16 protein-coding genes are annotated in these 18535 nt (G+C 47.5%); 9 read left to right on the forward strand and 7 right to left on the reverse strand.

Features of this window, described 5'->3' with window-relative positions; all coding sequences use genetic code 11:
• Positions 1-91: 91 nt before the first annotated feature.
• The 3 genes from NDI48_03600 to NDI48_03610 form a co-directional block, all read right to left on the reverse strand.
• Entirely contained in the window at positions 92-2215 is a 2124-nt protein-coding gene (locus NDI48_03600) for a serine/threonine protein kinase (protein MEP0830287.1), read from the reverse strand.
• A 72-nt stretch (positions 2216-2287) separates the two neighbouring features.
• Positions 2288-4396, reverse strand: a complete 2109-nt coding sequence (locus NDI48_03605; protein MEP0830288.1) for a protein kinase — start codon at positions 4394-4396, stop codon at positions 2288-2290.
• Between the two features lie 225 nt (positions 4397-4621).
• On the reverse strand, positions 4622-5533 hold the full coding sequence (locus NDI48_03610; GenBank protein MEP0830289.1) for a WD40 repeat domain-containing protein: 912 nt from the start codon (positions 5531-5533) through the stop codon (positions 4622-4624).
• Positions 5534-5784: 251 nt separating this feature from the next.
• Between NDI48_03610 and NDI48_03615 the strand changes: the two genes are divergently transcribed.
• From NDI48_03615 to NDI48_03645, 7 genes are all read left to right on the forward strand, one after another.
• The gene (locus NDI48_03615; GenBank protein MEP0830290.1) at positions 5785-6240 is read left to right on the forward strand and encodes a CAAD domain-containing protein; all 456 of its coding nucleotides are present in this window, start codon (positions 5785-5787) and stop codon (positions 6238-6240) included.
• Between the two features lie 201 nt (positions 6241-6441).
• Complete coding sequence (gene folK, locus NDI48_03620; GenBank protein ID MEP0830291.1) at positions 6442-6975, forward strand: 2-amino-4-hydroxy-6-hydroxymethyldihydropteridine diphosphokinase; 534 nt, start codon at positions 6442-6444, stop codon at positions 6973-6975.
• Positions 6976-7041: 66 nt separating this feature from the next.
• Entirely contained in the window at positions 7042-7590 is a 549-nt protein-coding gene (locus NDI48_03625; GenBank protein ID MEP0830292.1) for an NUDIX hydrolase, read from the forward strand.
• 79 nt (positions 7591-7669) lie between these two features.
• A complete protein-coding gene (locus tag NDI48_03630) occupies positions 7670-8527 on the forward strand; it encodes an ADP-ribosylglycohydrolase family protein (protein ID MEP0830293.1) in 858 nt (285 codons plus the stop codon).
• 85 nt (positions 8528-8612) lie between these two features.
• A complete protein-coding gene (locus tag NDI48_03635) occupies positions 8613-10049 on the forward strand; it encodes a deoxyribodipyrimidine photo-lyase (GenBank protein ID MEP0830294.1) in 1437 nt (478 codons plus the stop codon).
• 254 nt (positions 10050-10303) lie between these two features.
• Positions 10304-11590: a phosphoribosylamine--glycine ligase gene (gene purD, locus NDI48_03640; GenBank protein ID MEP0830295.1), complete on the forward strand. Its 1287-nt coding sequence runs from the start codon at positions 10304-10306 to the stop codon at positions 11588-11590.
• A gap of 232 nt (positions 11591-11822) precedes the next feature.
• Complete coding sequence (locus tag NDI48_03645; protein ID MEP0830296.1) at positions 11823-13769, forward strand: cell wall metabolism sensor histidine kinase WalK; 1947 nt, start codon at positions 11823-11825, stop codon at positions 13767-13769.
• A 64-nt stretch (positions 13770-13833) separates the two neighbouring features.
• Here the strand turns inward: NDI48_03645 and NDI48_03650 are convergent, their stop codons facing one another.
• The 3 genes from NDI48_03650 to NDI48_03660 form a co-directional block, all read right to left on the reverse strand.
• Positions 13834-14205: a zinc ribbon domain-containing protein gene (locus NDI48_03650; GenBank protein ID MEP0830297.1), complete on the reverse strand. Its 372-nt coding sequence runs from the start codon at positions 14203-14205 to the stop codon at positions 13834-13836.
• Positions 14206-14271: 66 nt separating this feature from the next.
• Entirely contained in the window at positions 14272-14586 is a 315-nt protein-coding gene (locus tag NDI48_03655; protein ID MEP0830298.1) for a TIGR03792 family protein, read from the reverse strand.
• A gap of 75 nt (positions 14587-14661) precedes the next feature.
• Positions 14662-15903 (reverse strand): transposase, encoded by a 1242-nt coding sequence (locus tag NDI48_03660; protein MEP0830299.1) that lies wholly within the window; start codon positions 15901-15903, stop codon positions 14662-14664.
• A gap of 231 nt (positions 15904-16134) precedes the next feature.
• Here NDI48_03660 and NDI48_03665 point away from each other — a divergent pair, with 231 nt between their 5' ends.
• Together NDI48_03665 and NDI48_03670 are read left to right on the forward strand one after the other, a co-directional pair.
• A complete protein-coding gene (locus NDI48_03665) occupies positions 16135-16458 on the forward strand; it encodes a phasin family protein (GenBank protein ID MEP0830300.1) in 324 nt (107 codons plus the stop codon).
• A 26-nt stretch (positions 16459-16484) separates the two neighbouring features.
• Positions 16485-17045, forward strand: coding sequence for an FKBP-type peptidyl-prolyl cis-trans isomerase (locus NDI48_03670; protein MEP0830301.1), 561 nt, complete (start codon positions 16485-16487; stop codon positions 17043-17045).
• Between the two features lie 35 nt (positions 17046-17080).
• Here the strand turns inward: NDI48_03670 and dnaB are convergent, their stop codons facing one another.
• Positions 17081-18427 (reverse strand): replicative DNA helicase, encoded by a 1347-nt coding sequence (gene dnaB, locus NDI48_03675; protein ID MEP0830302.1) that lies wholly within the window; start codon positions 18425-18427, stop codon positions 17081-17083.
• Positions 18428-18535 lie beyond the last annotated feature (108 nt).

The following is an 18535-nucleotide window of genomic DNA, read 5'->3' on the forward strand; positions in this document are numbered from 1 at the left end:
AACCCACCAGTTCCAAAAGATTAAAAAGCTTACTGTACACGCAATATCCCTTCTGCCTTCTGCCTCCTGACTTCTGCCTTCTTGCACTAGGCTATGGTACTCGCCAAATTTTAATCGTCTCATCCTTGCTGCTACTCACAAGCGTCTGCCCATCTGGACTAAAGGCAAGGGAATAAACCGGCGCTGAATGCCCTGGCATAGTCCGCAGCACCTTTCCTGTTCTGACATCCCATAGCCGAATTGTTCCATCATTACTGCCACTCACGAGAGTATGTCCATTAACTCTATAGGCGACAGCAATAATCGACGCTGAACCAACTGGCAAGCTTTGGATGAGTTTTCCACTGCCCAGATTCCACAGCCTAACGACTCCATCCTCATTGCCACTGGCAATTGTCTTTCCATTAGGACTGATGGCAACAGCGAAGACGCGGCGAGAATCAGGGGTGGTAAGCGTGTGAATTAACTGCCCCGTCTTGATTTCCCACACCTTGATGGTCTTATCATCACTACCGCTAACGGCAGTTTGCCCATCTGGGCTGATAGCGAGGGAGTTAACTATGGTGGAATGTCCAGCAAAAAAGTTCTGGAGTTCCCTAGTTCTCAAATTTCCAATTGTTATATAGCTGTCCGCATCGCCACACACAAACGTCTGACTATCGGGACTAATCGCTAACGCGCTAATCCAATACGATTTCCCGGAAAGAGTGTGGAGTAATTTTCCCGTGCCGAGGTTCCAAACCTTGATACCGTTGTCCTCACCCCCACTAGCGAGAGTTTTACCATCTGGGCTGAATGCGATCGCTCTAACTGATTTTGAACGCTTATCGGGTGATGGAGGCCCCTTAAGTGTGTTTCTCAGTTTCCCGGTCTGTAAATCCCACAGTTTGATTGTCCCATCCTCACTCCCACTCGCGAGAGTTTTGCCATCTGGGCTGATAGCCACAGGACTAAGAGAGTTTGAATCTCCAGGGAGGGTGTTTGAGAGTGATATCTTTTTTGACCATTGACTTTCTGCCAATGATATGGTTAATCCATGAACGTGGTAGATACCAAAGGCCAGACCTACGGCAGCAACAATACCTCCACCAATCGCGATCAATTTACGATATTTCTTGCGGGACGAAGAAACCAAAGGTGTGATAGTTTCATCAGCAACTTGCCCGTCTGATAAGTTTCCCAAAGCCTTTGAAGTTGGCTGTTGCTGGGAGGGTAGCGCTTGTGTCAGTTCTTTGGATTCAATCGTATCCGTCGGCATATCGGAAACTAGAGGAAGCCGAGGGTAAGTTGTGGTGGGTTCAAAGGGGTCAGCCGATGCGGTGAAGCTAACTTCAGAGATAGAGGCTGTTGTTGAGCCACAGTAAGCCATAGTGAGTTGCTCAAATGCTTGCAGTGTCTCTGTCACCGTTTGGTAGCGCTGGCGGTAGTCGTAGCGTACCATCTTATCTAAAACATCTGCCAGCTCAACGCTGGTTTGTACCTGTTCCGGCGGCATGTTGTGCAGCCAGTTATCGCGCCAGAAAATTTCACTCGTCCTGAGGTCTTGTGGCAACTGAGTAGAAGATAACCCTGTAAGTGCTTGGATACCTAATACCCCAACAGCATAAATATCACTACAGAATTGGGGTTTGCCGCTCAGTTGCTCGTTGGGCATGTAACCCGGTGAGCCAATTGCTACTGTTAAACTGGTGTTTCCTGAAGGGTTAACGGCCTGAGTCGTGACTTCTTTGACGGCTCCAAAATCAATCAGAACAAGCTTTCCATCTTGCCTTCGCCTAATTATATTGGCGGGTTTGATATCGCGGTGAATCACATGTTGCTGATGGACAAACTCTAGTATTTTCAAGATGTCTTGACATAGGACAATGACCTGGGCTTCAGTTAAGCGCTTACCCCGTGGTAATTCTTGCTTGAGATCGTGACCTTCAATGCATTCCTGAACCAGATAAAACTCTTGCTCCTGCTCGAAGTGAGCCAAAAGTCTGGGAATTTGGTCATGGTTGCCCAACTTGTACAGAACTTCAGCTTCTCTATCGAAGAAACGCTTTGCAGTTTGTAAAGTTAATGGGTCAGTAGACCTAGGATTGAGTTGCTTGACGACGCATAAAGGGTTGCTAGGTAGCTGTAAGTCTTCGGCAAGGTAAGTTTGACCAAAACCGCCGCCTCCGAGGTGTTGGACGATTTTGTAGCGACCACTTAGAGTTTTTCCCAACATGGTATTGATGCGCTGTAATTCTCCAATAGCGTATCTTTGTCAAGTCTCCTGTTTGCGATCGCACTTTTACCCTTAAGGCGATCGCCAAATTTTGATCGCCTTATCTTTCCCACTACTCACCAACATCTGCCCATCCGGCGTCATAACCATACGATTAACAGCCTCTGAATGTCCAGAGAGGGTACGTCGCAGTTTATTGGTTTTTAAATCCCACATTCGGATGCTTCCATCTGCACTACCACTGACGAGAGTTTGTCCATTTGCTTTAAAGACAACAGTATCAATTGGAGCTGAATCCGTTTTGAGAATTTGGGTTAATTTACCCGTTTTTAAATCCCAAAGCCGAATTCCTCCATCCCAACTGCCACTGGCAATTTGTTGTCCATTTGGACTAATCGCGACAGAAAAGAAGTGGTGTGAATCAGCCGCAGTAAGCGTGCGAATTAATTGCCCTGTTTTCACGTCCCACAGCTTAATCCTATTGTCCTGACTACTGCTAACTAGAGTTTGTCCATCTGGCGTTACTGCCAGGGACGTAACCAAGATTTCATGACCTGCAAAAGCGTTGATTCTTTCTCCATTTTTCAGGTTCCAAAATTCTATATTGCCAACGCGATCGCCACTAACCAAAGTCTGACTATCCGGCGTCATTACAATCGCACTAATTCCTTTTGAGCGTCCGGAGAGAGTGTGAAGTACTCCCTCCGTATTCAAATTCCAAAGCTTGATACTTTCGTCAGCGCTACCACTCGCCAGAGTTTGACCATTGGGACTGAAAACAATAACATTTACGGCTGATGTATGCCCTTTGAATGTCTTTTTCAGCTCTCCAGTCTGTAAATTCCAAAATTTGATTGTCCCCTCCTCACTCCCAGTAGCAAGAGTTTTGCCATCTGGTGTTATGGCAACGGGATTAGTAGAGTTTGAATCTCCCGTAAGTGTTTTGGATAGCGACATTTTTTGTGACCATTGATTTTCTGTCGCAGATAAAGTTAATCCATGAAAATAATAAATGCCAACTGTCAAAGCCACCGCCGTCGTAATAGCTGCCCCCATTCCGAACAGCTTATAAGATTTGTTTCGGGACGTAGCAACCAAACGAGCCGACGTTTCGTTTCCGACCTTTTCTTGCAATAAATTGACTGAGGCATCAGGAGTTCTCTGCTGCTGAGAGGGCGGCGCTTGTGTCGGTTCTACCATTTCAATTGGACTGTCCGCAGGCGAATCGGAAATTGGAGAAGGTGCAGAGTAAGTGGCAGTTGATTCCGATGGATTTGCTGAGGCCGTAAAAATAACTTGAGAGGCAGAAATAGTTGTTGGGGAGGAATGCGATGGAGTTAATGAGGTCAGTACCTGCAATGCCTCTGCTGCTGTTTGGTAACGCTGGCGGTAGTCATAGCGCACCATTGTATCTAAAACGTCTGCTAGCTTATGACTTGCTTGTACCTGTTCAGGCGGTGTGTTGTGCTGCCACTGATCGCGCCAAATAATTTCACTGGTTTTGGGGTCTTCCGGCAACTGGTTAGGAGGTAACCCCGTCAACGCTTGGATACAGAGCATCCCGACAGCGTAGATATCGCTACAGAATTGAGGTTTTCCCCTGAGTTGTTCACTCGGCATATAACCCGGTGAACCAATTGCTACGGTTAAAGTGGTATGTCCCTCAGAGTTAACTGTTTGCGTCGCGACTTCTTTAACCGCCCCAAAGTCAATCAGAACCAGTTTTCCATCAAGTTTGCGTCTAACGATGTTGGCCGGTTTGATATCCCGGTGGATCACCTCTTGCTGATGGACAAACTCTAAGATTGTTAATAGTTCTTGGCATAGGGCTATCACCTGAGCTTCACTGAACCGTTTGCCTCGTGGTAGTTCTTGTTTCAGGTCATGACCTTCAATGTATTCTTGAACGAGATAAAACTCTTGCTCTTGTTCAAGGTGCGCTAAAAGTCTGGGAATGTGGTTATGATTGCCCAACTTATATAAAACTTGGGCTTCCCGATCAAATAAACGTTTTGCAGTCTGTAACGTTATGGGGTCGGTAGACTGGGGTTTAAGTTGCTTGACGACACACAGAGGGTTGCCCGGTAGCTGTAAGTCTTGGGCAAGGTAAGTTTGACCAAAGCCTCCACCTCCAAGGTGTTGGACGATTTTGTAGCGACCACTCAGTGTTATTCCCAGCATGGCATTAATGTTGTGGTAGTAGGGTGGGCAGTGAATCCCTTACTTACACTAATTTGCCAAGTAGGCTTTCCGATTGCCAAGGTTCAGCTCAATTCTGATTCTTCTCTCGCTCTCTCATCGTTTCTTCTCTGCGTTCTCTGTGCCTCTGTGGTTTATTAAAAAAACCTTGCTCCACACCCCGGTATATAAAAAAAATCCTTTACTCCACATACCCTAAATAATGCCTTATGGCATTTCCCACAACTTCATCACACTATTACGGCTACCACTAACAATGATTCGTCCATCAGGCGTCAGCGCAACCGATAAAGCAGCTTCGACATAATCAGTAAAAGTATGAATTTTTTTGCCCGTCTTTAAATCCCACACCTTGACGGTTTTATCATTCCCACCACTCACTATTTTCTGACCATCGGGTGTCAGAGTTACACAGGTTACACCATCAGCATGAGCCGTGAATGTGTGTCGTTGTTGACCGGTAGCAAAGTCCCATACCTTAATCGTTTCGTCGATACTACCACTAACAATAAATCGGCCATCTGGACTCATTGCAACAGATGTGACACCAGCAGTATGCCCTGTGAGTTTACCGATGTCACCGACCTGAATCGTCGCGTCAGCACAACCACTCACAATCGTCTGCCCATTTGGCGTCAGCACAACCGAAGAAACCCAATCGGAGTGAGGAGTAAGAGTGCGAATTTCTTGTCCACTGCTTAAATCCCACAGCTTGATAGTAGTGTCTCTGCTACCACTGACTAGTGTTTTTCCATCGGGCGTTATAGCAACAGAACATACCGTATCTAAATGTCCCTTAAGGGTGTTAATTTCTTTCCCACTCCTAAGGCTCCAGAGTTTAATCGTCTTGTCCGAACTGCCGCTAACAATAGTTTCACCATCCGGCGTGACGGCAACACAATAAACCCAATCCGAATGTCCTCTCAGAAGGTATTGTTGTTGAGCCGTGTACAAGTCCCAAGATAGAACTGTCTTATCTGCACCCCCACTGACTACGGTTCGACCATCCGGCGTGATCGCGACAGAATATACAGAAGCCCTAGGTACAACCAGCCAAAGCCCTAGGGTATGTTCCACGTCCATAAATAAATTTGCCCTGTGTTTAGCCAATAGTGACATTCTCCACCCCTAAATCTTGCGACTATAGGGGCGGCTTCCCAAATGCCCACGCCATTCCATTCAGGAATATAAGTCTTTAGAGGCATGGCGTTTTTGTCTGACGGATTGAAACTGAGGATGAGAGACTCGGCTGAGAGTGCTTATTATCTCTAAAAGGTAACAAAATGATTTGACAATCGTGTCAATGTTCTGCTGATAGTAAATACAGTACTCAGCAAAGAGTTTTGATTGGTCATTTACGAAAATCGATTATGAATCCTGAAACTGTAAGATCAGACTCGTCAGACTATACAACTGCTGAAGTTGAACAACCCGAAGTCATAGAAATTAATAACGGAGGAACGAAGCTTTTGATGCCCTCAGATTCGTCCACGGAACCCTCTAATGCTCAATGGCAGCAGTATGGGGAACGCGTAGCCACCTTTCTACAAACTTTACCCGGTTACGTTAGCCGCTTTTTTGCCGAAAACAAGGGGCCGTTGGGAACCATTGCTCTGATCATCGGCTCTTTCGTCACGGTCAAACTAATCCTAGCTCTGCTGGATGCGCTCGATGACATCCCCTTAATCGCACCAACCTTGGAGCTGATTGGCATCGGTTATACAGGTTGGTTTATTTACCGCTATTTACTCACGGCTCCCAATCGCCAAGAGCTATCTGAGCAAGTTAAATCCCTTAAAAATCAAGTTTTGGGTACAGATAGCTAACAGCCTGAATCTTCGACTCCTCACTCACAAATGCTTTGAACGCTCAGGAGGTTACGGTGCGTTTTGGCTCCGTCATTGCAACCTTGACCACTTAGCCCCATAGGCGAGGATAATGGCATTGAAACAGCAGGTCTCAGGCAACTTCTGTCTGATTCCGTCTGGGTTGCATTTAACGGCTTGCGCCGTAAGCCTCCAATCCATATGAAATCTGAACAATACGCCTTAGGAGAGTGTTCGCAAAACACGATTGCCCCTGCTAGTGTACAGAGCGCAATTGCTCTGGGTAGCAATCTCGGTGACTCCCGCACCATCCTCGAAAGCGCGCTAAGAATCTTAAATCAGAGCTTAGGAATCTCCTTAAAAGCCCAGTCTAGTTGGTACCAAACAGCCCCGATAGGCCCACCCCAACCGGATTACCTCAACGGCTGTGCCTTGCTAGAAGTGCAACTTACGCCACAGGAACTGTTAGCAACTTTACTGAAAATTGAAGTCCAATTTGGTAGAGTGCGTCAAGAACGCTGGGGGCCAAGAACCCTGGATCTCGATTTATTGCTGTTTGATGACTTAATCCTGAATCTACCCAATCTTCAACTGCCCCACCCTCACCTCACAGAACGGGCTTTTGTCCTTGTGCCTTTAGCGGAAATTTCGCCCGATTGGATTGAGCCAGTTTCCGGACAAGCGATCGCACAACTTGTACAAAGGGTAGACTGTTCAGGAGTCCGCAGACTTTGAATTTCAAGGTTCAGCTAAAAGCAATTCAGGCTTTGAACTTTCCAAACCATAACCTTTTAACTGTTTATGCTAGTAGGTCGCGAACCCCCTCAATTACTGAAACAACGCCTGGTTTATCAGGGTCGTAAATTTAGTTTTGAAGTCAGCAACCTCCGTCTTCCCAACAATTCACAGGGAGATTGGGAATGCATTCGTCACCCGGGTGGTGCCCTGGCTGTACCCGTCACACCTGATGGCAAACTGATCCTATTGCGGCAATATCGTTTTGCGCTCCAAGGACGTCTTTTAGAGTTTCCGGCGGGAACTGTAGAACAGCATGAAGCTCCAGAGGACACCATCAAGCGAGAAATTGAAGAAGAAACCGGCTACCGTGCCCATAAATGGCAAAAATTAGGTAAATTTCCGGTGGCACCCGGTTATTCGGACGAATTCATTTACGCCTTTCTCGCTCAGGATTTGGAAAAGCTGGAAGCGCCACCGAATCGCGATGCGGATGAAGACATGGAAAATGTGTTGATGACACCTCAAGAGTTAGAGGAAGCCATCCTGGCAGGAGAACCGATCGATGCCAAATCCATTTCCAGCTTTTTCCTGGCACGTCCTTTCCTAAAATAAGTAGAGTTCTCCCACCCACCCACCAACGGTCAGCACACTCTGATACAACAGAGGAGAATTCTTTAAACAAGTGAATTAAATGTTGCTGGAGTTGGCAATTGGGGATGCTTACGGCGCAGGCTTTGAATACGCGGATAGCGAATTGGTTCAGCGTTACAACGATTTGAGCCGTTACATACAGCATCCCCGTCATCAAATCAAACCGGGTTGCTACACGGACGACACCCAGATGAGCCTTGCGATCGCAGAAACGTTAGTTGCTGGGGAACCTTGGACACCTGAAGTTTTGGCTCATCGGTTCGTTACTACCTTTAAGCGCGATCCACGAGAAGGCTATGCCGGAAAGTTTTATCGATTTTTGCTCCAAGTCCAGGATGGACAGCAGTTTCTAGAGAATATCATTTGGACAAGTGATAAAAGTGGTGCAGCGATGCGTGCGGCACCGATTGGCATTTTACCCACGATTGAGCAGGTGATTAAAGCCACAACCATTCAAGCCGCAATCACGCACAACACACCCGATGGCATCAACGCCGCGATCGCAGCCGCCTTGATGTCCCATTACTTTATTTACCAGTTGGGCGAAAAAAAGGAACTAGGCAAGTTTCTGGAAACTCATGTCCTCGGTGAATGGTCAAAACCGTGGCAGGGAGAAGTTAGGTCAAAAGGCTGGATGAGTGTCAGGGCGGCGATTACCGCTGTCATCCGGAATGATTCTCTGAGCGAACTGCTCAAGGATTGCATTGCCTTTACCGGAGATGTGGATACAGTCGCTGCGATCGCACTTGCCGCTGCTGCTTGTAGCGAGGAAATCACACAAGACCTTCCTGATCATCTCATCGACGGTTTAGAAAATGGCACCTACGGTAGGGATTATATTATCCAACTCGACAAGCAACTGATGGCTCGACGCGAACCCTATGAGGCAAACGTTTAGAGTCCCATTGTGTCAAGAACTCCTCACAGAGCCTCCATTGCCTCTAAGCTGACAGAAGAAGCCTTCTCTGCTCAGCTTGGATTGAATGTCTGACTTAATTTTGTTCTGGCACCGCCGCGATTTACGCATCTCAGATAATATTGGACTCGCCGCCGCAAGGGCAAACAGCCAAAAAGTGGTAGGAGTCTTCTGCCTCGATCCCAACATCTTGGAACGGGATGATGTGGCTCCGGCAAGAGTAAGTTACATGATTGGCTGTTTGCAGTCCCTTCAACAGCGTTACACCCAGGCGGGTAGCCAATTGCTTATTCTGCACGAAGAGCCGTTTAAGGCGCTCCCAGCCCTCGCAGCCGCGCTCAAGGCGAAAGCCGTTTTCTGGAATTGGGATGTTGAGCCGTATTCTAAACAGCGCGATCGCATCGTTGGTGATGCACTCACCCAAAAGGGGATTGAGGTACATAACCACTGGGATCAACTGCTGCACGCCCCGGAAGAAATTCACTCAAAATCGCAGGAACCTTACACGGTATATACTCCCTTCTGGAAAAATTGGAGTAGCAAAGCCAAAATGGCTCCTGTAGACACCCTCAACCATGCCGAGGGACTCACCCCAGAAGAACAAGAGACAGCGCAACAAGCAGGAGCGATCGCACTCCCAACCGCCAAGGATTTAGGCTTTGTTTGGGACAATGATCTGTTGACGCAACCAGGGGAAGAGGCAGCACAAGAGAAGTTGGCGAAATTTGGCGCTCATGCGATTACTGAGTATGAAGAACAACGCAACTTCCCGGCGATGAAGGGCACATCTGAGCTTAGTGCCGCGCTGAAATTTGGTGCGATCGGTATTCGTACTGTTTGGGCAGCAACGATCACCTGCTTAAAAAATAGCCGTAGTGATGAAACCCAAGCTAACATCCAGGCGTGGCAAAAGGAATTAGCGTGGCGAGAGTTCTATCAACACGCGCTGTATCACTTCCCAGAACTCGCGGATGGGCCTTATCGCCAGACTTTTAAAGATTTTCCTTGGGACAATAAGCCACAGCTATTCCAAGCTTGGTGTGAGGGTAAAACCGGCTATCCCATCGTAGATGCTGCCATGCGTCAACTCAACAGCCTGGGGTGGATGCATAACCGTTGCCGTATGATTGTTGCCAGTTTTCTCACCAAAGACTTACTCATAAACTGGCAATGGGGAGAAAAATACTTTCTGCAAAAGCTATACGACGCCGACCTTTCGGCGAATAACGGCGGCTGGCAGTGGAGTGCTTCGAGTGGCATGGACCCCAAGCCGCTACGGATTTTCAACCCAGCCAGTCAAGCCCAAAAATTTGACCCAGAAGGCGAATACATCCGAGAATGGCTCCCTGAACTGCGGGCTGTTGATACTGAGTACCTGATTAGCGGTGACATCCCCCCTCTTGAGCGCCATGCTCTGAATTATCCTGCCCCGATTGTGGAGCATAAGCAACAACAGCGCTTGTTTAAAGAGCGTTATCAGCGGCAAAAAGTCATGAATGATTAAGTTATGACCAAAACTATGGGATACAAGCCTCTCCTCACTAAAGCTCCGGCTTCTAGGGGGACTTTATTCATAGTATTATTTTGATGTAGGTTTTTCCACGTCAAATGATTGTCTTAGAGTTCAAGGCTAAGGGAAAAACAACTCAATTATCCAACAAGAGGTTTAACATCAACGAGAGTACCCACTAGAGGTAGAGTCGCTGATTGGCAGTGTAAACTCTTGAAAGTTCAATTCTTCTGGAGCATAAAGCTAAGGTGAAGGTTTTGGTGGTTGGCAATGGGGGACGCGAGCATACCCTTGCTTGGAAACTGTTGCAATCTCAGCGCATTCGGCAGGTGATATGCATTCCTGGTAATGGTGGCACAGCGACAACAGAGCGTTGCCAGAATGTTTCCTTACGAGTTGATGATTTTGAGGGCATGGCTCGATTTGCTGTGGTTCAGAATGTGACATTGGTGGTTGTCGGCCCAGAACTCCCCCTATCTTTGGGAATTACAGACTACTTCCAAAAACACAACCCGAACCTCATGGTTTTTGGACCCACCCAGGAAGGCGCACAGATTGAATCGAGTAAATTCTGGGCGAAGTCTTTGATGCAACAAGCGGGAATTCCCACGCCTCGGTGTGAGATTTTCACGAATGCTCAGGCGGCAATGGATTATGTCACAGCTCAAGGCGCGCCCATTGTTGTTAAAGCGGATGGATTGGCTGCCGGCAAGGGGGTGACCGTTGCTGCTACCGTTGAAGAGGCCAAGGCGGCGGTTGAGTCACTCTTCAAAAGTGGGTTGACTCCTGTGGTGATTGAAGAGTGTGTGACGGGTGAAGAAGTTTCGGTTTTAGCGCTGACGGATGGCTTAACAGTACGCCCTTTGCTACCTGCACAAGACCACAAGCGGATTGGAGAGGGCGATACGGGAGAAAATACAGGGGGAATGGGAGTTTATGCCCCAGCACCCATTGTCACACCTGCTTTGATGGAACGCATTGAGCAAGAAATTCTCCAGCCGACAGTGGATGCCTTACGGCAACGTGGCATTGATTACAGGGGGGTTCTCTACGCCGGATTGATGATCACTCCCCAAGGTGACCCGATGGTTCTGGAATTTAATTGTCGTTTCGGCGATCCGGAAACTCAAGCGATCTTACCGTTACTCGAAACTCCCTTGGACGAATTGCTAGTGGCTTGTACCCAACAAAAACTAGCGCAACTTCCACCCATTGCTTGGAAACCCGGTGCAGCAGCTTGTGTTGTTGCTGCCGCTCAAGGGTATCCCGGTGCCTACCCAAAAGGTCAGGTCATTACGGGAATCGAACAAGCTGAACAATTAGGTGCTACTGTATTCCAAGCTGGCACTCAGCTCAAGCACCAACAGCTCTTGACTGATGGGGGTCGCGTACTCGGCGTGACGGCAACTGGGGAAACTTTGGCGGAGGCGATCGCAAACGCTTACAAGGCGATCGATTTAATTCAGTTTGAGGGAATATATTACCGTAAAGATATCGGTCATCGAGCGATCAAATTGGGTTCTTTGCACGATTAAAGGTATATTTGTTGACTCTACTCTCCCTAAATAACGTGAGCTTCCAGCAAATCGTTATATATATATTAAAGGGGAGACGTTTTCTGGGAAACGATTTCTCACAGACCCAAGCATCTCCTGCTACAAGACTGTTCTGTTGATAGTGGTAAACCAACCGAGCTCGGCTTTGTTAAAAACCATACGAGAAGTTATCGCGCATTGGTGGTCGGACTTTACACTCCAAACCCGGCTGATGGCGGCAGCAACACTAGCCGTTTCCTTAATCATGAGTGGCCTGACCTTCTGGGCGGTGAACACGATTCAACAGGATGCGAGGATGAACGATACTCGCTTCGGTCGTGACTTAGGTCTGTTGCTGGCGGCTAATGTGGCACCTCAGATTGCGGAAAACAATCTGACGGAAGTGGCTCGTTTTTCTCAGCGCTTCTATAGCACAACGTCCAGTGTGCGCTACATGATCTATGCAGATGCCAAGGGTCGAATCTTTTTTGGCATTCCGTTCTCTGAATCTGAGGTGCAGAACTCACTCACGATTCAGCGCCGGATTGAGCTGCCGGAAAACTACGCGAGTAACTCTGAGTTGCCCATGGTGCGGCAACATCTGACGCCGGATGGGGAAGTGACGGATGTTTTTGTTCCCCTCAGGCATGATGGCAAGTCCTTGGGCGTTCTAGCGATTGGCATTAACCCGAATAAGAATGTTGTTGCTTCCTCAAATTTGACACGAGATGTGACAATCGCTGTCTTTATCTCGATCTGGGTGATGGTGATTTTAGGTGCTGTGTCAAACGCTTTGATGATTACCAAACCCATCAAAGAACTACTCACTGGGGTCAAAAACATTGCAGCCGGAAATTTCAAGCAACGAATCGACCTGCCTTTAGGGGGAGAACTGGGAGAGCTGATTTTCAGTTTTAATGAAATGGCAGAGCGCCTAGAGCGCTACGAAGAACAAAATATCGAGGAACTCACCGCTGAGAAAGCCAAGTTAGAGACGCTGGTTTCTACGATTGCCGATGGTGCTGTTTTAATTGACACCAATTTACAGGTGATGTTGGTCAACCTGACCGCACGACGCATTTTTGGTTGGGAAGGATGTGACATTGTGGGAGAAAATGTCCTGCATCATCTGCCTAACGTGGTCACGATGGAACTAACGCGGCCTCTTTATCAAATTGCTGGGGGTCAAACCGCTGCCGATCTCGATAGCGATGCCTTGCGGCAAAGCGAAGACCGTGAAGGAGAAGAGTTCCGTATTACTCTTACCCAACCGGCGGCGCGCACGGTTCGTATTCTCTTGACCCGTGTGTTCGATCAGTACCGCGAAACACTCAAGGGAATTGCCATGACGGTGCAAGACATTACCCGTGAGGTGCAGTTGAATGAGGCCAAGAGCAACTTTATCAGTAATGTTTCCCACGAACTGAGGACGCCCCTGTTTAATATCAAATCCTTTATTGAAACACTCCACGAATATGGGGAAGACTTGACAGAAACCGAGCGTCGCGAGTTTCTCGAAACGGCCAATCGCGAAACTGACCGTTTAACTCGTCTAGTCAACGATGTATTGGATTTATCCCGGCTGGAGACATCTTGTCGAATTTATCACTTTGAGCCTGTAGACATTGCTCAACCCGTAGAGCAGACGTTGCGAACCTACCAGCTAAATGTCCGCGACAAAGGCATTGAACTGCTTCACGATATTGAACCCAACTTGCCTCCGGTCTTGGGTCACTATGATTTATTACTTCAAGTATTTGATAACTTGGTGGGTAACGCCCTAAAATTTACGGAATCCGGTGGACGTATAGCGATTCGCGCCTATCTGCTAGAACCAGCACTCAATCATCACAATGAGTCTAAATCTGTGCGAATTGAAGTCTCTGATACAGGTATTGGGATTGATGCAGAAGACCAAGAGGCGATTTTTGAACGGTTCTTCCGTGTAGAAAACCGAGTTCATACCCTGGAAGGAACAGGGTTAGGGCTTTCTATTGTCCGAAACATTATTGAGAAACATCACAGCCAAGTTCACTTATTGAGCGAAGTTGGTGTTGGTACAACCTTCTGGTTTGACTTGGATGTATTTGAGGAAAAAAATACAGGCGTGGAGCAGATGCCACAAGTTGACAGCTCACCAACAAACCAAGCTCCAACAGCGGCTAGCAGTTTGATTTAATGGATTGGCATAGTCCAAGTACACTAAAACATTATTTTGTCAATAAAATTGTTGTATTTTTAATTCATTTAGAGACAATGACCGTCAGCAGAAGACTCACGGCTATCAATCCTACTAGACCGAACAAGGTTGGGTGTTGCTGACAGTACAACCTGAAAGAAGTGATCAAGTCGGACCCGGTATGCTCAGCCGACTCTCTCTCTAACTGACGCTGGTTCCTATTGTCGTAAAGAGTACACTCCTGAGCCAAGGGACGTTGAGGAAAGTTACACGTATCATCCGCATGGTACGTACAGCTATCACACAGGGGTGTATCTCCCACAGCTCGGTGCAACGTAATACCTGGATGACCATAGGCTTTGAGCATCGTTCTACAGTGGGGACAAGTCACCGCGCTGCTACTGACGGATTGGCGGCATTTGGGGCAATTTTGCATGAGTCGTAGCTCTGATCCGCTTACAGATTCCTATAGGCTATCCTACCCAGACAAAGTCCTCTGGCCTTAGCTTGAGGTCAAGGGAAATTTGCGGACTTGATACTCAGCCGCCTCAATAATTTCTTGTTGCTCTCCAAACTCTTGAGTAAATTGCTTTTCAACCTCTTTTAGCCGCTCTGACGGAACCGATTCCCAGGCTTCGCGGCTAGCCCAACGAATGACGATGATCACTTCTGTCGGTGTTTCTGGATTAATCCAGACTTCTTTACCTAAGAATCCTGGATAGGTTGCCAGCATCGATGTCCAGATTTCGGCATCTTTTTGAATAAATTTTTCCCGGAGTTCGGGAGAGACTCTCAGCTTGAGCCACTCAATTACCATGTTGACGAATCTTGCTTGAGGTTAGTTACGACGGCTCGAAAAGAGACATCGCTCTATTGTTTGACACTCCCGGCCCTAGAAGGGCGAGGATTCTTCGTTCATAGACTCAGCTTGCCCTGACAGGATTGCTCCAGCCAAAGTAGAGGTTAAATCTCCCGTTTGCGAAGCATGGTGAGCGAAGCGAGGCAAAGCGTTCGGGTTTAAAACCCAAGTTCCCACATGCCCTGTGGTACTCAAGGCTAACTTCAGAATGTTAATGGCAGCATTCCAGTCTCGGTCTAAGACGAACCCACACTGACAAATATGAGTTCTCATGGATAGAGATTTCTTAACTAGAGTGCCACAGTTAGAGCATTCCTGGGATGTTAATGCCGGATTAACCGCAACAGTTATCTTGCCAAACTTAATCCCGAAATGCTCTAGCCATTTTCTGAACTGATACCAAGAAGCATCATTCATAGACTTGGCTAGAGAGTGATTCTTGACTAAGTTCTGAATCCTCAAGTCTTCATAGGCGACCAAATCGTTAGATTGGATTACGCAACGCGCTACTCTACACGCGTGTTCTTCACGTTGCCTACTTATCTTGAGATGTAATCGCCCTAGTCTATTAATGGCTTTCCTGCGGTTGGCAGAGCCTTTTTTCTTACGAGAAACACGCCGTTGCCGAAACTTCAGCCGTTTCTCACTCTGGCGATAAAACTTAGGGTTAGGTTCCGTGTGACCGTTGCTATCAGTGTAAAACTCAACAAGTCCAACATCTAACCCCAGCATCTTGCCTGTTAGCTCTATGTCTACCTTATTCTCAGCATTCACCAAGAACTGAACGTAGTAGCCATCGGCACGACGCACAATCCTAACCCGTTTTATCTGGTCTTCTTGGTAGAAGTTTAAATCCCATTTTCCTTTGAGTTTAAGCTTGCCAATCCCTTTTTTGTCGATGAAATCAATCTGTTTTCGGTTTTGTGAAAGCTTCCAGCCAGAAGTTTTGTACTCAACACAGCGACAATTTTTCTGAAACTTTGGATAACCTTTTTTGCCCGGAATGGATTTTTTACAATTGCTGTAAAACCGAGTAATTGAGGTATACGCTCTATCTACTGCAACTTGGCAAGCATGAGAGTTCAAGGCTTTCACAAATGGGAACTCCGCTCTCAGCGCTGTGTTGTGACGATACAGCTCTTTTTGCCCTACACCTGGATTCTCCATCCAATATCGGATGATCTTGTTGCGAACAAACTGAGTGGTTCTAATCGCCTCATCGATAGCAGCGTATTGAGTGATTTTTCCCTTAGCCTTGAACTCTAAGACAATCATTTGATGTGGGAAATCCTACATCAAATATCCTAGCATGAAAAAGCCGTCCTGGAAGGACGGCGCAATAATCCCAATTTTTCGGTCATGATTTATCTAAGCGTAGGTTGCCGACAGGTGTTGGGAAGATGTCACAGAATAGAACTGTAGGCTGGAAATCAATCCGGTGTCCGCACCCTTGGGAACAGTCTACGTTAAGCCCCCCAATTAAGCACCGAGTGATAGGAACGACAGATGGATAATAACAATTGGCTCCAGCAGTTATTGATGGTCGGTGTTGGCACGACATCAGTAGTCGCCGACAAACTGCGAACGGTGAGCGATGAATGGGTAAAAGAGGGAAAAATTAACCCCGAACAGGCCAAAGGAATTGTCGATGAGATGGTGCAGCAGATCAAGTCAGAGCATGGTAATCTCGAAGCGCAGATGGAACGGCAGTTGCGTAATATGATGCAAGATTTAGGTGTGCCTCGTCAATCAGAAATGGATGAATTGCGAGGTCGCATCGACCGTCTAGAGCGCCAGGTGCGAGACTTAGAAAACAAGCTCTGGCGTTGAGAAACGTTCAATCGGGAGGATAGATTTTGAAAGAGATTTTAATCAGCTTAGGGCTAGTATTCGCTTTTGGTTTGCTGCTGCTCGTGGCTCAGTTGAGTGGTGGGAAAAGCTCCGCTTACGCTTCCGAACTCACCAACACTCAACCTGCTGTAGTGGCACCCGATACCAGTGCTAAACCGGCTGTTGACAATACAAAACTTATAGCCATGAATAGTGATTCAGAAAGCGCACAGACTACGGGTAGCGATGTCGTGACAACGGACTCAGGTCTGAAGTACAAAGAAATTAAAGCGGGCGACGGAGCCACTCCCCAAAAGGGACAGACGGTTGTGGTTCACTATACAGGAACTTTGGAAGATGGGACGAAGTTCGATAGTTCGCGCGATCGCAACCGTCCTTTTTCCTTCAAAATTGGTGTAGGACAGGTGATCAAAGGCTGGGATGAGGGCGTCGGCTCGATGAAGGTCGGTGGACGGCGTCAACTGATTATCCCAGCTGAGTTGGGTTACGGTTCCCGTGGTGCGGGTGGAGTGATTCCGCCTAACGCCACACTGATTTTTGATGTGGAACTGCTGAAAATTAGCTAGAAAAATATCCTACCTCTCTCAATGGGATTGAATCTTCATCGATTGGGAGAGGCAAGGTTCCGAAAACGAGTAAATTGTGGGTCAAATAACAGCTTCACGACACCCGTCGGGCCATTTCGATGTTTCGTAATAATCACTTCTGCAATCCCCCTGTCCGGTGTATCAGGGGAATAATATTCGTCGCGGTACAACATAATAATTAAATCGGAGTCTTGCTCGATCGCACCCGACTCTCTCAAATCTGACATCATGGGTCGCTTATTGGTGCGGGCTTCCACGCCTCGGCTGAGCTGAGATAGAGCAATTACCGGAACCTGGAGTTCGCGGGCTAATCCTTTCAGACTTCGTGTGATTTTAGATAGTTCTTGGACGCGGTTATCGCTGCCACTCCCTTCCATCAATTGCAAGTAGTCAATCAACACCAATCCCAACTTTTCGCCCTGTTCCGCCTGAAGACGCCGCACTTGCGATCGCATTTGCATCACCGTCTGGTTAGCGGTATCGTCGATATACATCGGCAATTCCGACAGTGTGCCCAGCGCACGACTCAAATCTCCCCACTGATTTTGACTAATCCGCCCAGTCCGCAGATAATTGCTCTCAATACCCGCCTCACTGGCTAAGAGCCGTTGCACTAACTGCTCTTTTGACATTTCCAAGCTAAAAATGGCTACGGGAAATTTTTCAGCAATATTGCGAGCAATCCCAATCGCGAAGCTGGTCTTGCCCATTGACGGGCGACCCGCCACAATAATCAGGTCAGAACGCTGAAAACCGCCCGTCATGACATCTAAGTCATAAAACTCTGAGGAAATACCCGGCAAAGCCGCACCTTCTTGACGAGTTTCAATTTCTTGAAATGTCTGAATTAGGGTTTGAGAAATTGGCACTAAACCTTGTTGAGGACGCTTTTGGGTCAGGCTAAAAATCTTCTGTTCGGCTTGGTCGAAGACGGTTTCTAACTCAATGGATGTCTCATAACCCAGCTCAACAATATCGTTCCCCGCCTGAATCAGTTGGCGACGCAGGTACTTATCCACCACCAAAGCCGCATATCGGTCAACATTGACCGCTGACACGGTGCGCTCCACTAACTCCGCTAACTTGCTCTGACCGCCAACTTTAGCTAATAATTCGTGGTCATACAGCCAGGTGGTCACACTCATTAAATCCACCGGCTTGCTTTGAGTATGCAGCGCTAAAATCGCTTTGTAGATTTCTCTGTGTGTATTGATATAGAAGGCTTCTGGGCGCAGTAAGTCCGCAACCCGACCCATGGCTTCGGGGTCTAATAGAATACCTCCGAGTATTGATTCCTCGGCATCAACGTTTTGAGGGGGTAAAGCGTTACTAAATGCAGAGAAATTCAGGTCGTCAGTCATAGCCAGGGCAATATCGGGAGATAAGATCAGCTTAGCGAACGCGAGGCTTTGGAAATGATCGTGTTTGGGTGAACTAACTTCGTGCGACAAACCTGATCGATCCTACGT

It is taken from the genome of Microcoleus sp. AS-A8 (assembly GCA_039962225.1).
Lineage (GTDB): Bacteria > Cyanobacteriota > Cyanobacteriia > Cyanobacteriales > Coleofasciculaceae > Allocoleopsis.

What these genes read in the sequence shown, in the direction of transcription:
- NDI48_03600 (MEP0830287.1), bottom strand. Translation starts at nt 2,215, where the DNA reads ATGTTGGGAAAAACTCTAAGTGGTCGCTACAAAATCGTCCAACACCTC.
- NDI48_03605 (MEP0830288.1), bottom strand. Translation starts at nt 4,396, where the DNA reads ATGCTGGGAATAACACTGAGTGGTCGCTACAAAATCGTCCAACACCTT.
- NDI48_03610 (MEP0830289.1), bottom strand. Translation starts at nt 5,533, where the DNA reads ATGTCACTATTGGCTAAACACAGGGCAAATTTATTTATGGACGTGGAA.
- NDI48_03615 (MEP0830290.1), top strand. Translation starts at nt 5,785, where the DNA reads ATGAATCCTGAAACTGTAAGATCAGACTCGTCAGACTATACAACTGCT.
- folK (MEP0830291.1), top strand. Translation starts at nt 6,442, where the DNA reads ATGAAATCTGAACAATACGCCTTAGGAGAGTGTTCGCAAAACACGATT.
- NDI48_03625 (MEP0830292.1), top strand. Translation starts at nt 7,042, where the DNA reads ATGCTAGTAGGTCGCGAACCCCCTCAATTACTGAAACAACGCCTGGTT.
- NDI48_03630 (MEP0830293.1), top strand. Translation starts at nt 7,670, where the DNA reads ATGTTGCTGGAGTTGGCAATTGGGGATGCTTACGGCGCAGGCTTTGAA.
- NDI48_03635 (MEP0830294.1), top strand. Translation starts at nt 8,613, where the DNA reads ATGTCTGACTTAATTTTGTTCTGGCACCGCCGCGATTTACGCATCTCA.
- NDI48_03645 (MEP0830296.1), top strand. Translation starts at nt 11,823, where the DNA reads ATGGCGGCAGCAACACTAGCCGTTTCCTTAATCATGAGTGGCCTGACC.
- NDI48_03650 (MEP0830297.1), bottom strand. Translation starts at nt 14,205, where the DNA reads ATGCAAAATTGCCCCAAATGCCGCCAATCCGTCAGTAGCAGCGCGGTG.
- NDI48_03655 (MEP0830298.1), bottom strand. Translation starts at nt 14,586, where the DNA reads ATGGTAATTGAGTGGCTCAAGCTGAGAGTCTCTCCCGAACTCCGGGAA.
- NDI48_03660 (MEP0830299.1), bottom strand. Translation starts at nt 15,903, where the DNA reads ATGATTGTCTTAGAGTTCAAGGCTAAGGGAAAAATCACTCAATACGCT.
- NDI48_03665 (MEP0830300.1), top strand. Translation starts at nt 16,135, where the DNA reads ATGGATAATAACAATTGGCTCCAGCAGTTATTGATGGTCGGTGTTGGC.
- dnaB (MEP0830302.1), bottom strand. Translation starts at nt 18,427, where the DNA reads ATGACTGACGACCTGAATTTCTCTGCATTTAGTAACGCTTTACCCCCT.